This window comes from Rahnella aceris (assembly GCF_011684115.1).
Classification (GTDB): Bacteria; Pseudomonadota; Gammaproteobacteria; order Enterobacterales; family Enterobacteriaceae; genus Rahnella; species Rahnella aceris.
Window position 1 is genome coordinate 410,920 of the sequence record NZ_JAADJV010000002.1, and the last position, 15,469, is coordinate 426,388.

14 protein-coding genes are annotated in these 15,469 nt (G+C 46.6%); 4 read left to right on the forward strand and 10 right to left on the reverse strand.

Translation table 11 applies throughout. The annotated features are described in order from the left end of the window. Nucleotides 1–39 precede the first annotated feature (39 nt). The 8 genes from GW591_RS14235 to GW591_RS14270 form a co-directional block, all read right to left on the reverse strand. Complete coding sequence (locus tag GW591_RS14235) at nucleotides 40–531, reverse strand: DUF5983 family protein (RefSeq protein ID WP_166860826.1); 492 nt, start codon at nucleotides 529–531, stop codon at nucleotides 40–42. Continuing rightward, the gene (locus GW591_RS14240) at nucleotides 528–911 is read right to left on the reverse strand and encodes a TA system toxin CbtA family protein (RefSeq protein ID WP_166860828.1); all 384 of its coding nucleotides are present in this window, start codon (nucleotides 909–911) and stop codon (nucleotides 528–530) included. Before GW591_RS14240 ends, GW591_RS14235 begins: the two co-directional genes overlap by 4 nt. A 62-nt stretch (nucleotides 912–973) precedes the next feature. Beyond that, nucleotides 974–1,333 carry a type IV toxin-antitoxin system YeeU family antitoxin gene (locus GW591_RS14245; protein ID WP_166860830.1) on the reverse strand — a complete coding sequence of 120 codons (360 nt, stop codon included), beginning with the start codon at nucleotides 1,331–1,333 and terminating at the stop codon, nucleotides 974–976. A gap of 31 nt (nucleotides 1,334–1,364) precedes the next feature. Next, entirely contained in the window at nucleotides 1,365–1,586 is a 222-nt protein-coding gene (locus GW591_RS14250) for a DUF987 domain-containing protein (protein WP_166860832.1), read from the reverse strand. A gap of 10 nt (nucleotides 1,587–1,596) precedes the next feature. Continuing rightward, on the reverse strand, nucleotides 1,597–2,070 hold the full coding sequence (gene radC / locus GW591_RS14255; protein WP_166860834.1) for a RadC family protein: 474 nt from the start codon (nucleotides 2,068–2,070) through the stop codon (nucleotides 1,597–1,599). Nucleotides 2,071–2,139: 69 nt separating this feature from the next. Next, entirely contained in the window at nucleotides 2,140–2,418 is a 279-nt protein-coding gene (locus tag GW591_RS14260) for a hypothetical protein (RefSeq protein ID WP_166860836.1), read from the reverse strand. Between the two features lie 431 nt (nucleotides 2,419–2,849). Beyond that, a complete protein-coding gene (locus tag GW591_RS14265; protein WP_166860838.1) occupies nucleotides 2,850–3,734 on the reverse strand; it encodes a GTPase family protein in 885 nt (294 codons plus the stop codon). A gap of 88 nt (nucleotides 3,735–3,822) precedes the next feature. After that, nucleotides 3,823–4,680: a hypothetical protein gene (locus tag GW591_RS14270; RefSeq protein WP_166860840.1), complete on the reverse strand. Its 858-nt coding sequence runs from the start codon at nucleotides 4,678–4,680 to the stop codon at nucleotides 3,823–3,825. 462 nt (nucleotides 4,681–5,142) lie between these two features. Here GW591_RS14270 and GW591_RS14275 point away from each other — a divergent pair, with 462 nt between their 5' ends. The 3 genes from GW591_RS14275 to GW591_RS14285 all read left to right on the forward strand — a co-directional run bounded on the left by GW591_RS14275 (nucleotide 5,143) and on the right by GW591_RS14285 (nucleotide 8,515). Next, nucleotides 5,143–5,724, forward strand: coding sequence for a rolling circle replication-associated protein (locus tag GW591_RS14275; protein WP_166860842.1), 582 nt, complete (start codon nucleotides 5,143–5,145; stop codon nucleotides 5,722–5,724). Between the two features lie 102 nt (nucleotides 5,725–5,826). Continuing rightward, the gene (locus GW591_RS14280) at nucleotides 5,827–6,036 is read left to right on the forward strand and encodes a helix-turn-helix transcriptional regulator (protein WP_050945997.1); all 210 of its coding nucleotides are present in this window, start codon (nucleotides 5,827–5,829) and stop codon (nucleotides 6,034–6,036) included. Between the two features lie 910 nt (nucleotides 6,037–6,946). Next, nucleotides 6,947–8,515 (forward strand): phosphoethanolamine transferase, encoded by a 1,569-nt coding sequence (locus GW591_RS14285; RefSeq protein ID WP_166860844.1) that lies wholly within the window; start codon nucleotides 6,947–6,949, stop codon nucleotides 8,513–8,515. Nucleotides 8,516–8,700: 185 nt separating this feature from the next. On the opposite strand, the gene GW591_RS14290 is transcribed toward GW591_RS14285, so the two are convergent. Further along, nucleotides 8,701–9,444 (reverse strand): hypothetical protein, encoded by a 744-nt coding sequence (locus tag GW591_RS14290; protein ID WP_166860847.1) that lies wholly within the window; start codon nucleotides 9,442–9,444, stop codon nucleotides 8,701–8,703. A gap of 57 nt (nucleotides 9,445–9,501) precedes the next feature. Continuing rightward, on the reverse strand, nucleotides 9,502–13,020 hold the full coding sequence (locus tag GW591_RS14295) for an AAA domain-containing protein (protein ID WP_166860849.1): 3,519 nt from the start codon (nucleotides 13,018–13,020) through the stop codon (nucleotides 9,502–9,504). 471 nt (nucleotides 13,021–13,491) lie between these two features. Here GW591_RS14295 and GW591_RS14300 point away from each other — a divergent pair, with 471 nt between their 5' ends. Beyond that, nucleotides 13,492–15,291, forward strand: coding sequence for a GmrSD restriction endonuclease domain-containing protein (locus GW591_RS14300; protein ID WP_166860851.1), 1,800 nt, complete (start codon nucleotides 13,492–13,494; stop codon nucleotides 15,289–15,291). The last annotated feature ends 178 nt before the right edge of the window (nucleotides 15,292–15,469 follow it).

Sequence of the window (15,469 nt, forward strand, 5' to 3'; positions counted from 1 at the left end):
AGAGCCTGGTTTTTACGTTAAGCTAAGAATGAGCGCGAGCTACCAGTCGAAGGTGGTAAAGCCGGGGAGAGTGTCGCCAAAGGAGTCAAAGTGAATGGTGCTGATGCCGTAGCGGCGCACCAGCGTCACAATCAGTCGACGACAGACTTTAGACAGCCCACGGCGTTTCAGGTGCAGTACCGGGAATGCCCAGGCATCGAGGCGGATCAGGTAGCCAGACCCCGTGTGATGGACCCATTCTGCGTCGCCATGAACATGATATTGCTGGGAAAGTGTATGCAGCAACGCATTATCTTCATCTGTGATATGCGCCGTACTGCACTGAATGCCGTTAGCTCTGGCGGTAATTGGCAGAGGATCTTCAATAATAATTTCGCCTGATGTACTGGCAATGCTAAGTGTGTAGCCGTTGTTGTTGATGATATTAATCAGCTCATCGATTTCAACACCGTCCACATCTACGGCGATTTTGCCCATGTTGAGCGCGAGGACGTTAATCCCATCAACTTCAACATTCATCGAGATTTTCAATGGTTTTGCTCCTGTCGGCGGGCTCTGCCACGGGTAATGCCACTCACTGCTTTATAACCACTGCGTTTCATCAGACCGGTGGCTTGCCTGGCGCGGAGAATATCGATTGGGGTGATAAACGGTGACTGCTCCATTAAGGTGAAACCAGGCTGGTCAGTTCGCACCAGTTCATATTTCTCCACCAGGAAGTTCACCGCATCGCTGAGAGATATTCCGGCGTCAATATGCTCACGGATGATGGTTTCATTACTGAACGGGGTATCACTGACTGTGAGTCCATAGTGTTGCTCGAGCAGATGCGTCAGCAGCTGTTGCCATATTTCGACAGGTGACGGGCAGGACGAAACCGCCCGTTGCGGGGTTAAAGGTAAAGTTTGCATGGGTTGGATTCTCTTCAGATTAGCGATGTTGCGTAATGGGTGTTGCGAAGAAGTAGTGCAGGTTATTCCTGGCTTGCCGGGTAAATAGTGAGATAGATATAGCCATGACTGCCCAATGAATCGGCTTCGCAGATCAGGCCATTGTGGTGCAACGTAACGCAATGCTGACAGCGAGGCTTGAGTTCACCCGAGAGCAACTTGAGTTCAAGCTGTTTGAGCATCAGCGGAAACGCCTGGTCAATTCGCAGCGCCTCATCCTCACTGAATGCACCGTTAAAACCCGCACGGTCAGCCAGAAAGTGCAAACGGTTGCCTTCCTGCACCAGACGCGCACCAAAGCTGGGAGTAACTTCACGGTTTAATCCCCATTGCAGGCTCGGGTTGTCCTCCGGTGATGTACTGGCTGAGGCGACTGATTTCATTTAAGTATTCCTTAATAACGAAGAGGGATTGTTAATTGAGGGTAATGCTGCGAATGACGACATACGGCCCGGAGCGGTCCTGACGACGCTCAGGAAAAACTGCCAATACACCTGTGATGTCCTGCACTTCCTGGCCGATGTAATGACTAACACTGCCATGCCATTGATACCTCCCCGTGCAGTAGCGAAACAGACGTGAACCTGGATGCTGCCGTTGTATCGCCATGGCTTCCCGCTTACTGATTATTTTCATGATTTAATCCTCACAACCATCCTCGTTCGGCAAATGACACCACATCGCTGCCTCCTGTCACGAGGTGGTCGAGCAACCGCACTTCCACCAGGGCCAGCGCCTCCGCTATTCGCTTTGTTACAGCCCGGTCGGCCTGACTGATGTCGGTGGTCCCGGATGGATGGTTATGGGCAATGATGACTGCCGCCGCGTTGTGACGCAGAGCCGACTTCACCACCTCGCGGGCATGGACTTCGGTATGGCTGAGCGTGCCCGCAAAAAGCGTTTCCTTCTCCAGCAGGCAATGCTGGTTATCGAGATACATCACGATAAACACCTCCCGCTCGAGATTCGCCATCTGTAGCTGCAACCAGGTTTTGGTAAAGACAGTGGAGGTGAATGCTTCGCCTGGCTGACGCTGGTATTTCTCCAACAGGCGCAGGGCTCGGCGAATAAGGCGTTGTTCACTGGTCGGCAGAGTCGACACTAAAGTCAGTTCAGACATTACGGCTCCTTTAATAAAAAAAGCCGCTGTTTGTGTGAAGCAGCGGCCTGTGTATAAGGGAAGGATGAATCAGGAGGTGCGGTCGTAAAACTGCCCGTCCACACGGCTCTGGAATGCTGAAGGCCAGCAGGCATACTGAATAGACAGGTTAATGCGCTGCTGATTTAACAGGCTTTGATAGGTACAAACGCGCCAACCCGGGTTCGCAGTGTCACTGCTCTGATTAATGAGGCGGTAAGGAATATAATCACCGTAATTTCCGGCATAACTGGCAACAGGTATTAATAATGATCCAGTAACCAGAATAACGCCCGATAATACGCGCAATGAAGCGGTTATATTTTTCATATTCTTTATTTCCAAATTAAATATGTTAATTAGTTAAATGGCGATAAATAGCCGTGATGAATTCACAACAACGCTAACAATGTGCAGAAGCAAAGTCAGATCGTTACTGTCGATCGGTTTTCAGTTATTGATCGGTGCGGTCAATCATTACCGGGTATATCAGGAAGCCAGTTGCAGCATTTTCTCTGCCATCACCCACAGGGCACGATTGAGCTGTGCGACATGAAATTGCTTCGTTAATTGTTTCAGCCAGGAATGGCAGAGAAACCTGATGTTCCGTCATCAGTAGCCTACCGGCACATGCAGGACGGGTAACGGACGGTCACGGCGAACGAGATTCACCGCACCAAAGCGGGATGCTAGTCGGGTCATAATGGGCTCTCTGATAGCGGGCTCACTGCTTCTGCCTGGCGGCAGAAGCAGTGAGGTAGTTAAAAGAAGAGATTCCAGATACTACGGGCAGTGCTGACAACGGTATCAATGACTTTGCGGACAACATGGGTGACGGCGCGTGGAAGCGGAAACTCGTCAACGCAAGCGCTCAGCGTTTCATCGAGCACATCACCGAAATCCTGACGGGCTTTTTTTAATACGGTATCGGTGCGGTAAAGCGGATTGACCAGGGAACTGACCGCACTGCTGGAGCGGGCGGGAAGAGCGTTGAACATCGTTTCGACCAGCGCCTGCATTTGCCAACCCGTGTCCGCTGAGACTGACACGACAGGGAGTGACGGGGCGCGGAACAAGCGGCGGATCACATCAGTTTTATCCTGCATGTGAGCTAACTGAGAAGGTGAAGGCGTATTTAACGCACCATTCCATTCACGACAGGGTTCTGTTTTGTCTCCTTGCGAAACGATGACCAGAACCTTATCGCAATGCTGTGTACCGGGCCGTAAGACGTTATGCCAGAACTCACCATCGACCGATAGCGCCCGGTCATCTGCTTTAATCAGCCAGAGTATCAAATCCAGTTCAGGCAACACTGACTGGTACAGTGCGCGATATTCTTCATCATATTCCTGACTTTCTCCCACACCAGGCAGGTCAATAAGCGTCACCATGCGGTTACCTGCCTGTAAGTGTAAACGCTGGGGCTCACGAGTACAGGCCCGGGAGTGGCCAACTGCCGATACAGGCTTCTGAAACAGGGCATTACAGAGGCTGGATTTTCCTGCACCCGTTTTGCCCATAATACCAATCACAGGCTGGTAATTAATGACGCTGTCCAGACGCTGGATAATTCCCCGTGCTACAGCAGAGGGCAGGAGTTCAAGGGGGGAATGTAATAAATTAAGCGCAGACTTTTCGTCCATCGATATCACCTTTGTGAATAGCTAAAAGAAGAGGAATACAGGCGTATTCCTCAAGGATTCACTGGGGTAATATATAACTGAAAATTATTTAAGTTTGTCCGTGCGTACTTTTACGCCTCTCATATTCTTCAGCAATCAGGCGATTCATAAAATCATCACGTTTCATATTGACGAATGCGATCATGTCATTCAGCTTTTTATCATTTTCCAGAGATAGTAAAAACTTTTTATTGATATTACCTTTACCTGCTTTTTCCCGGTGTTTATGGGAAGATAGCGCGGTGTTAATTCTGCGAAGAAATAATTCTTTACCCTCAGGGGTATCCAGAATGCAGTCATAAAAACCGGTCAGACAGATTTTTTTGTCGTCATCGGTAATAGGTAAAAAATATCTAGTGATATTATCCTTTGGCTTTGCGGCGTAATTCCAGAGATAATTTATTATTTCTGTGTTTTTTCCGCTAAAAGGATCTGGTGTATTGTTCTTTCTTTGCCAGTCAGATTTTAATTCATTGAGCATCTCCCTTTTTTGATTACCTGTGAGGTCTTCTGCATCAAAATATTCGACAATAGCATCAAATCTACCCTGGTGTTCAGGAAATACATCTCGACGCCTGCTGCGGTAACCCACTGTTTTATACCACAACCACAGACAAATTCTTTTATCTTTTTTAATCCAGTCAAATTCTGCTGCGGGTAATATTTCATCTTTACAGGAAGACTCCATCTTGCTGACAAATCTTTTTATATCCCGCACATTTCTTTCAAAATGATAATTAAGTTCACCATCAATCCAGGTACGTATTTCCTCCATATTTCCAGATTTATTTTGCCAGTCAAAATACTCTGGGGATCTTATTCCTGAACGTTCCCGGCTTTCCATATAACGGACATAATACTGGCATTTCCTAATATCCTTTTCCGAAAAATAATCATAACAATCCATTAGCAGTCATCCATTTCACAGGTAATCACACCGTGATTTTACCGTCATTTGAAGTGACTTTATGGTTGTTTTATCACAAAATTATCGGAATTTTATCGAAAATTTAGCGTGACTAATTGGGTTGTCTGAGCAGTACATCACGATGAGCGTCAGTTTCCATCGAGGGGTTTTCTGATTTAAATAATACGATGTAGTCATACAGACCATCACAAATACAGTGGGATTTGTTTTGTTATTGATGTCTGATAATATCAGATGAGCGAAGAACTCATGCGTCAGGACAACTCAAGGCTTGGCCGGTTATGATTAAATAAGGTTATTACTATTATTCTAAGAAACACCTCTCCCGCTATGAATATTAACCCACACAAAAAAAACCATTCAAACCGTCACCAACATCAATCAGATTAAAACTTACGTCCTCCTCACATGTTCATGAAACGACATAATGAGGAATGCACCATGAGATCACACCGCATTACAAACCCTAATCACCCGACTTACCCTGAACTGGAATCTCAGTTACACCGTCATGTTGATAATCTCTTCCGAAGATATTCAAAGCTTATTCTGCTGAGAATTGACTTTGCTTATCTGAGTCACTTATCTGAATTCACTCATCAGGATGTTCATGGTCTGTGTGCCGATATGGTTCAACTGGAAACCCGGCTAGTCGATATCAATGGCATTGCCGGTTATACCTGGGTGGCGGAATATGGAACTGACCATCGCTATCATGCTCACTGTGCAATATTTATCAATGGGCAGCTACGCAACAAAGCCTGGCCGATATTCCTTGATATAGAGAAACAGTGGAAGAGTGTCACTGACAATGAAGGATACGCCCATCGATGCACACCTCGGCGCCATTATAGAGTCAGGAGTGAAGAGATGACGGAACATGATAATGAAATGGGTGTGGATGCCATGAAATATATTCTCAGCTATATGGCAAAGACTGAGCAAAAGCCTGATGGCGTCCATAGCCGATTCAGCTCAATACCCGACAGGTCCCGGAGAGGGAGGCCAAGAAAGCCCAATTAAAAGTCATTAATTACGTCGGGCAGATATCTGATGAGCAGTACCCGTGAGCATATTGACTTTCTGCGTACTGCTCTCCCTTAATATCACCGGAGAGAACTCATCATGATATCTGAAAATACATCCCTGCTTAGTGACCAGCTGGTCGACATGAAATTCATTACTGCCTTTACCGGTCTGACCGATAAATGGTTTTACAAGCTGATTCAGGATGGTCTCTTTCCTAAGCCCCTTAAACTGGGGAGAAGTTCGCGTTGGTTTAAAAGTGAAGTGGAACAATGGCTGCAACAGCAAATAACACAATCACGTGGATAAGGAAGCATGACCATGTCACACCGTATTCCCCTTTCCACACTGATACGCACCAGCCAGCGTAGAATGAATCTATGTATTGCACGTGACGCCAGGACGGGCTCTCCCCTGAGGCGTCATCGCCACTTTCTGCAGGTCACATCAATCAACATTGCCGGTTACGGTTCCATGCTGTTCCCGGCATTTCTGCTGCCCGCTCTGCCTGACTGCATGCCTGGTGATAACGCAACGCTCACTACCTCAGATACGGGTACATTTGAATCACAATGTCCCTGGTACAGTATTCTGACCGCTGAAATTAACAGACTGGGGCTACCGGACGTTACCCGCAGAATTCGTTACCTTTCCCCCCTACAACGTGAAGAATACGCACTGGTGATATTCAGCAGATTGGCAGTGAGGTCGTCATTCCATGTGCCACCTGACCTTACGCAATGGCGGCATAGCCATCAGACTCTGTCTCACCTCACAGAAGAGCATCTCTTCTTTATCTTTTACAATCAGTGGCCTGACTCTCCCTATCGCCCGTAAGAATACACTCCCAATACCACAGGCGGATTGATCGGCAGAACCGATCGATATCGGAAAACTGATCTATAAAAACAATTATCTTTCAGGCAATACCCGCAAGTACCATAAGGGCGAATTCACTTTCTGCATCTATCAGCGGTGACCATGAGAAAGCCTGACCGGGCCATTTCAAGGGCAATGACTGGCGGATGACATCCAGGAAGGTTGCATACCGTTTCATCACTATAGTTCAGGGCTTATTACTCAGCCCGTTTCTACTTTTATCGTTTCGATGATAAAGGCCGCCGGAGTATTGTCCGCGCTCAGACTCTCCATGAATCAATCACCGGTTTTCTCCGGCGGGAGAGTGCTGCCTGCTGGCTGTAAAAGGTTAATAACATTCATGCTAAAAACGCTTTCGTCCTTCACGCCAAATTACGCTGCTGGTTTAAAACAACTCATCAACAGAGAAAATCTGTACCTGCTGTTATGGGTATTACTCATGCATTACGCATTGGGATATCAATATAAATTAATCTATGTTTTCTCTGCTTTCTCCGGATTATTACTGCTCAAGTATGCAGGGAAAATAATATACCGCTTCGTGGTGATGGTATTTACGCTTGCTGGTGCACTTTATGCGCCGGTTGGAATTAACTATGGCTTCCCGGATATCAATGTCATTGGCTCGCTGATGTACACCAGTACGAATGAAGCCCATGAGTTCGTCGGTAACATCCCTACTGCCGCCTGGCTACTATCTGCGTCTGTTATTGTCTCCGGTATAGCAACTATCGTGTCATCGTTTTCCGGGCATAAAAACGCACCCGTCACGCGGGGCATCTGTGGTTTTCTGGTGATATTCTTTGTTGCTTCTGCGTTATGGTCCCCGCTCAGACAGGGGCGAGTGCTCAGCAGCGGGTTACCTGAGATACGCTTTATTCATGACATCTATAAGTCGTATAGGGCGGTACGTGACAACAACCAGTACTTTGCCAGAATAATGACCACAGGCAGCATCTGGAAGCCGATCTCTTTGCCGGGTCAGCACAAAACCTACATTCTGGTTATCGGAGAAAGCGCACGCCGCGATTATCTGCATGCCTTCGGCGGGAAATATCCCAACACGCCATGGCTTGATAACACCCCGGCCACACTGTTTACTCAGTATATCTCTGCCGGGCCGTCTACCGTGCTCTCCCTGACCAACACACTGGCGCGTAGTCGGGGAAATGTGGCTGAGCTGAATAACAATATTGTGACACTGGCTTCACGTGCCGGATTTGAAACTTGGTGGATATCGAATCAGGGCAGGAAAGGCCATTTTGACTCACCCGTGGCATTAATAGGAGAAAGTGCAGATCATCCTTATTTTACTAAATCAGCCAGCTCTGATGACCGGGAGTACTCCCCGGATGATCAGTTGTTGCCGCAACTCGATGCCGCACTGAAACAGGGCGATGGGAAAAAATTTATCGTATTGCACCTGATGGGGTCACATCCGCAGGCCTGTGTGAGAACACGTGACCAGTATGATATCGATGCGGGCGCGAAAGAAATATCGTGCTACATCAAATCCATCACCATGACTGACAAGCTGCTGGGACAAATCCACGACATGGCTGAACGTGACGGCGGTGACTGGCCCATGATGTATTTTTCAGACCACGGGCTGTCATACATCAACAAAGACACGGTGGGGGCTTACTTAACGCACGGTGATAAAACACGCGAAAACTATGAAGTGCCGTTTTTCATCGTCGACAAACATCAAAAGGACAGAGTTATCATCCCGGTACGACGCAGCGGTTTACGTTTTCTGGAAACATTTTCACAATGGATGAAAATTCGCGATCCAGAAATAGTCCAAAGCTGTGATATGTTTTCTGCCGAAAACTGCAGCCAGGTGGACCAGGTTTTGAACTTCCAGGGACAACTGATGAACTACGATGAATTGCCTTTGGTAAAATAATGTTTGTAGACATTGAGTCTGAAATTTCACTAAGTAACCCAACTTTGGCTTGGTAGTTTATTCATTACTTCAGCTGCTGATTTTAATTTCCAGTAGAGTCAGATAGATCCAACAAGAAATTGCAACTTTGTCGTCAAAGAAGCGTAATTAAGCCCCATTTATAACACGGGGCTTTTTAAATACAGCTAAGATATTTCCGCTTCAATAATATAAACTGGTACAGTTTTTTCCTTTACCTGATAAGAACCTGGAGCACATTTCCCCGCTGTAGAAATTCCAACCGCTTCAACACTGACTAACGTTAGGACTGCTCCTTCTGCAAATATAGCCTCCTGTTCATGCCCTAAGTCAGCACCATTAGCATCATAAGCAAATACCTTAGTTTGAGGATCTTTTACTTTTAAAACCAAGATATCGATCCGACCAGAATCGTATGCCTTCCCGTTGTGTAAGGTTTCATTGAATGCCACGTTGGGACAAAGAGTAGTGGATAAGGGTCGTATAGTTGTAAATTTTGAGCCTGGCAAATATGTAGCTGGCCATAAGCCACCATGGAAAAGATACTGCCCATCAGTAAGCATTTTTCCAATTTGGTTTATCTCTGCTGATACTGCGCTAAGATTGCTATTGGCGTAAGATTGCTGATACTGCAGAAGAGCGGGTGGTGTAACTGATGGCATCAAAGCTGACCATACAGGGTGTTGATCAAGCATGGCTTTAATATGGATAGTCAAACCATTATCGGTTCCAGCTGTTTGAGCTGCGTAAAAAGCGCTCTGTACAGGTGTTGTTAAATTACATATCAGGGTTGTGTTGATGCGAGGTCCGGGACCATCGGGTATAACAACACCGATTTCCTCTGGCTTCATAACTCTTTTATTATAATGTATATAGGGTACTCTAAAAATATCGATTATTTGAAAACTCATCTAGTTACATCCTCCTTTTAAGAGACTCATTCCATATATAAACGACTGGCACTCGACTTACAGCTTACGCTGTTCCAAGCTGGTATAAATCGTGTTGATTTCGCCTTTTAAACTTTCGCCACGGTACACCATCGACGTATCGTACCGTTGATACTCACCTTCTCTCGCAGCGCTGAACCAGTTAAACGATCCCACGCACAGTAGCCCTTCATCCCCAATCACAATTTTACTGTGAACTCGATTAACCAGCTTCGTAGTGATGCCCATCTCGGTTAACTTATCCACTGCATCGTTGAGACGTTGCTGCTTTTCTTTGCGCTTTTCATAATTAGTGTGTTCGGTATTAAAATTTCTGTCCGTTACTACAGTAATATCAATGCCGCGCGAGCTCGCCTGAATCATCGACGCCAGAAAGCCTGTTTGTTCCAGCTTTTGCCAGGTCAACCAAGGGGAGACAATAGTAATGTTCTTACCGATGGTGCCAAAGGCTTGGTTCAGAAACGCATCATGCTGCTCCACGCCGTGTAGGGTTGAGATCTGCGTTTGTGCTGCGCTTAAGTCTTTGCGCCCCTGAAACTCAAATTGCAATGCATTGCTGGTGGAAGCAAACAGGTATTTTGCCAGCAGTCCACGTGGAGAAGAGCCAGGCTGGATCTCAAACAGGTCCATATCACCAAAGACCAAGAAGCTATCTTTTGCGCGGGAAACAGCGACGTTCAACATGCTGTTCTCGCGGTCGATGAAACCACCATCCTCATGTTTAGAATAGACTGAGGAGAAGAGCACGATCGCTCTTTCTGCCCCCTGCAACGAGTGCACTGTACCAACTGTTAGCGAATCCTCATCACCGCTACAGTTAATGTCGAGCATGCGTAACGCTGCTTTGATGGCGTTGACCTGCGCTGAAAATGGCGTCACCACCCCAACAACTTTATGTAGCGGCTTGTCGTAATGACGCTCGATTTCTTTTTTGTGAGCACTGAGCCAGGCCGCTATTGTCTCTGCCTCAAATACGTTAAAGCGGCTCCCACTGTTTGCCTGCATGCCCTTGCCATCAATATGTAAATAGCCCATCGCAGGAAAATGGGTCCCATTTTCGGTTCCCCGCTTTGGTTGTAACTTGCCGTGATAGCACAGAGTATTGCAGTAGCCAATAATGTTATCGAAGCAGCGACGGTGTTCGTACAGATACATCCCACGGGCTAAATCCAGATCGTAGTGATAGCGAGAATTAAACTGGGCAATCTTCATTACGCTGCCCGATGCTGCACTTTTCCCTGAATCACACACCAGTGCATAGGCATCCATGAGCTCTTCCTGGGTACCGCCAGGGAGAATGTTCTCCTCCACCATATTGCCAATATCAATGCAGGGTAAACTGTTCCAGATGGGCGCAATCTGCTCCGTATCGCCAATCACGAGCGCTTTCTTAGCCAGAGCGAAGGAGGCAGCAGCTACTTCCGGAAGCACCTGTCCCGCTTCATCGACGATCAGTAGGTCAGCAAAATTATATAAATAGTTATTATCAAATTTCTTAGCCCCACCGACAAACTCACAGGTCTTCATATGGTTAGGCAGCATGTAGCAGGTCATCACGACACAAGGAGTAATCTTCATTCTACGCTGCCAGCGAGCTTTCACGCTTTTCGCCCCGCTACGACTTTTTTCTTTTTGAAGATTATCAATCGTCGCCATATCCATCAGCCAACGACCTTCCCAGTAGTGGGTCGCCAACAGGAATGCCGGGAATCGCATCTTCATATCGGCAAGCTCATCAGCTCCAGCCAGACTCAGCTCTTCTTCACTCGTATGCCCTAGTGACTGGGTCAGTTCATGCCAATATCGGGTAGCCTCATTTTCGCGTCGGGAAACGTCTTGAGCAAGATCGATTTGCTGCTGATATCTGTTCTGTTCTGTTTGCGCTAGGGCAATAAGTTCGTCGATATACGCGTCGATACCTTCAGGTACGGTACCCTGGAACGCGGCTATTCTTGTGCCAAATGCCTCGTCCAGGAAGAGGTTAATCTGGTAGTGGCGCTTAGTACGGACTGCGGGAATCCAGGAGAAGATCGCATACACAATCGACTCACCCGAACGATATTGCTGCCATTGTTTTTTGCCTTGGTTCAAAAATGCGATTTCATTCGTGCTATCGAGCAATGACGTACTTTTGTTCTGAATATATTGGTCGAGATCTTCGCTAATAGCATTACGCTCCTGGCGAATAAGATTCAGGCATTCCCATGCGGTCTCGATGTCATTTAGATGCGCGGACTGCTTGGTTAAACACTCATGTAAAAGATCCACGACGCGTTCGGGAGAGCTGCAATCCGACGATGGGAACGCCGCCCTTGCCTTCTGCAGATATAAGACCTTTGCCTCTTCAACGTATTCAAGAGATTCAACGCGGTTAAAAAAATCATCCGTTTGGTATTTTTTCGCTGCGTCAGCCTTACGTCCAGAAGACGGGAAGTAAGCTCCATAGCTTTTTAGCTCAGGCAGCCAGCGCCCGGACATAGCTCCGGTGCCATTGGAAAAATCCTTACCGAAGGCTTCGATAATGTTGGTCACAGCCTGATTATTGGTTGAAGTGGCAATCACCACCGGCGGCTCGGTTTTATTGAGGGCCGCTCTTGCCCATTCAGTGGCAATGATAGAGAGAACTAGAGTTGTTTTTCCGGTTCCCGGTGGGCCATTCACCGCGAGGATATCGCCAGATTGCTGGGTGAGATAATGGCTTAGGGCATCTCGCTGCGCCATTGCCAAAGGGAAATCATCCCCGGAATGCCCCAGACGCTCGCAGAACATTGCATTGGCGGTGAGGAGAGGTTCTACAGATGGCATTTCAGTCGAAGCAAAGCGCGTTAGTAATGGAACCTTTTTTTTGCACGTCAGCAGATGGTCGTACAGAGGAAGGATATGAATACTGGCCCCGCCTGGCTGGTTCGCCTTGATAACATAACCATGCCCAGCCGGTTCGTATTGCTCGTGAGTAGAAATCCATTTTTCAGCCACGTTTTTCAGAAGATTGTTGGAATCTATAAGATACTTTTGCCACTGCAGCTGATGCTTTGCATAACGTTCAGCTCGCTGTTCGTCATTTTCCTCAAGGCGTTGCTGTTCATCATCCTCACCGAAGGTGATCGAATTATGCGTAGTTTTGTATTTGTCATATTGCGCCATCTCGCCAATTGAGAAGGTGCCTTTGGGGAGTGGCTCAAGAAGATCACGAGGAATGGTGGTTGCCCCTGTGGGGAATAAAAATCCTTCGCGATTCAGGAGAGCAGAAGTCACCAACGGCGTGGCGATACCTGGCGCGCCAGCCATTCGCTCTTTGCCATGCTGTATAAGGCGGAACCACGCTTGTGGGCGTAACAATACCTCGACGGTTTTAACCGTATCGCCTTCCCCCTCAAAGAACGCGCGAACAATTTCCTCATTCAATCGTCCCGTTATGACATCCATCCACTTGATGAATGCATCCGTATCTCTACGCTCAAATGCTCCTTTGCCAGACTCGGCATCTGCTAAGGAATTGCGCCAATATGACGCAAAACCCTGAGTGTTCCTGTCCATTGCTCATCCCATGACTTAATAAAAATTATTGATTTCGTTGATATAAAACCCTCATGGTTAAACATTGTCCACGATGCGAGTACGATCGCAAGAATTTGTTTGTATCGCTAAACATGGTGTATCACTGTACATATCGATGGCTACTTATCTGGTATTCTCAATTTTTAATATGCTGTTTGTCTTATCTCTTATGCAATTGATTTTGGCACGTAGTTAACCCTCGAAGCCGTCTAACTTTGGTACGTTACAGTGATCACCCAACTACAAGGTTGATTTTTTTAGTGAAGAGATACTCCAACCTGTACTCTTAACAAACTTTAACTATGTACGAGATTTGCAAATCCTGAAGTAAACAATGCTTCTTTGAAGAACTTCGCCAACTCAGCCTGATACTATCCAGCCAGCGGCAAAGCAAACAATCCATCATCATTGTATAGTTTCAAACAATTGTTAACTCGCAAGGACGTGTAGATGTCGACTTTTGATAGCACTAAGCTTCCCCTTAAAGACCTTCTCAAAGAAATCGTTGAGGGGAAAATTCAGTTACCAGATTTTCAACGAGGTTGGGTATGGGACGATGAGCATGTTCGTAGCTTACTTGTCAGCCTTGGTCGCTCATTCCCTGTGGGCGCAGTGATGCTTCTGGAAACTGGTGGAGAAGTACGATTTCAGGTCAGACCGGTTGAAAATGTTCCCTCTTCAGATTTACCATCCCCAGAAAAACTGATCCTTGATGGACAGCAACGGCTAACAACATTAACTCAAGTGCTAAAACTCGATGGGCCAGTGAAGACAACGACCGATAAGGGAAAACCAATCGATCGCTATTACTATATTCATATTCCCACAGCTCTTGCTGGGGCAGATAGGCTGGATGACGCGATTATTGCAACTGATGGTAATCGTCAAATACGAAGTGATTTTGGTCGGAAAGTTGATCTTGACCTTTCTACCCGAGAACTCGAATGCCAGCAGCTTTATTTCCCATGCTCTGAGATCCTTGAGGCGATGACTTGGTTACAAGATCTTTACACCCACAATTCTGGGGCTGTTCCACATTTCTTTGAATTCAAAACACAGATACTGGATGCTTATAACGATTATCAAATTCCCTTAATTGTGTTGAAAAAAAACACTACCAAAGAGGCTGTGTGCCTTGTATTTGAAAAGGTTAATACCGGAGGCGTACCACTGTCTGTATTTGAGCTTGTTACCGCAAGCTATGCAGCTGACGGCTACAATCTTCGTGATGACTGGTATGGAAGTGATGACAGAGCTGTTTCCTCACGTAAACAGCGCATTTCCGAAGAACAGATCTTAAACGGTATTGAAAGCACAGATTTTCTACAAGCCATCACCATGCTGCATACGCTGGAAAAACGCAAAGCGGATATAGCTGCAGGAAAAACGGGTAAACAAGTATCCCCAGTCAGTGCAAAACGAGCCTCTGTTCTTGAGCTTCCCTTAGACGCTTACAAAAAGTGGGCGGACGATGTAGAAAATGGGTTCACGTGCACAGCTAAGTTTCTTCGCCAGGAATGTTTTAGCTCTCAGCGTGAGTTACCTTACCGAACCCAGATTGCCCCCCTCGCAGCTGTGATGACCCTAATTTGCAGCGAGGACGAAGAACGGTGGAGAGAACCACAAATTCATCAGAAGCTTGCCAGATGGTTCTGGTGTGGTGTATTGGGTGAACTTTACGGTGGTGCAGTAGAAACGCGTATTGCTAATGATGTTGAAGAACTACTTACGTGGATTGAAAGTAATGGGGACCTTCCTCGAACAATTAATGATGCCAATTTCCAGATCGACCGTCTGGGATCACTCGCATCAAGACTGAGCGCCGCTTATAAAGGTATTAACGTGCTCGTATTACGCGAGGGTGCGCACGACCTCTTCTGGAAATCTCTGATTCGTGACCTGGAAAGCGACGACGTTTCATTGGATATCCACCATATCTTCCCGAAAGACTGGTGTGAAAAGAAAGGAATACCAAGACGCCAGTACGATTCAATCGTCAATAAAACACCGATTTCGTACAAGGCAAACAGGATGATAGGCGGATCAGCTCCATCGGCATATCTGGCATCACTACAATCTCACACCCAAGTACAACTAGATGATGACGCAATGAATGATCTCTTGAGAAGTCATCACATCCCAGTTGAACCCCTACGAGCTGACGATTTTGATGCATTCTATGAGCAGCGACAAAAAGAGTTACTTGGACTGATAGAGGGAGCAATGGGTAAAGATTTGAGCTCAGAGTAATAACATAAAGCTGTATAAGCGCAGATTTGATAAGACATATTTACAAGTCAAAGCGATATCTAATCTGACAACCAATTCTGTGCTAAAAGCGGACTCTGCATACTCTGGTGGGGTCAGTCCACTCATTGCGTATGAACATTTGATTATTGTATTGAACATGGTTGTTGACTAGAGCCCG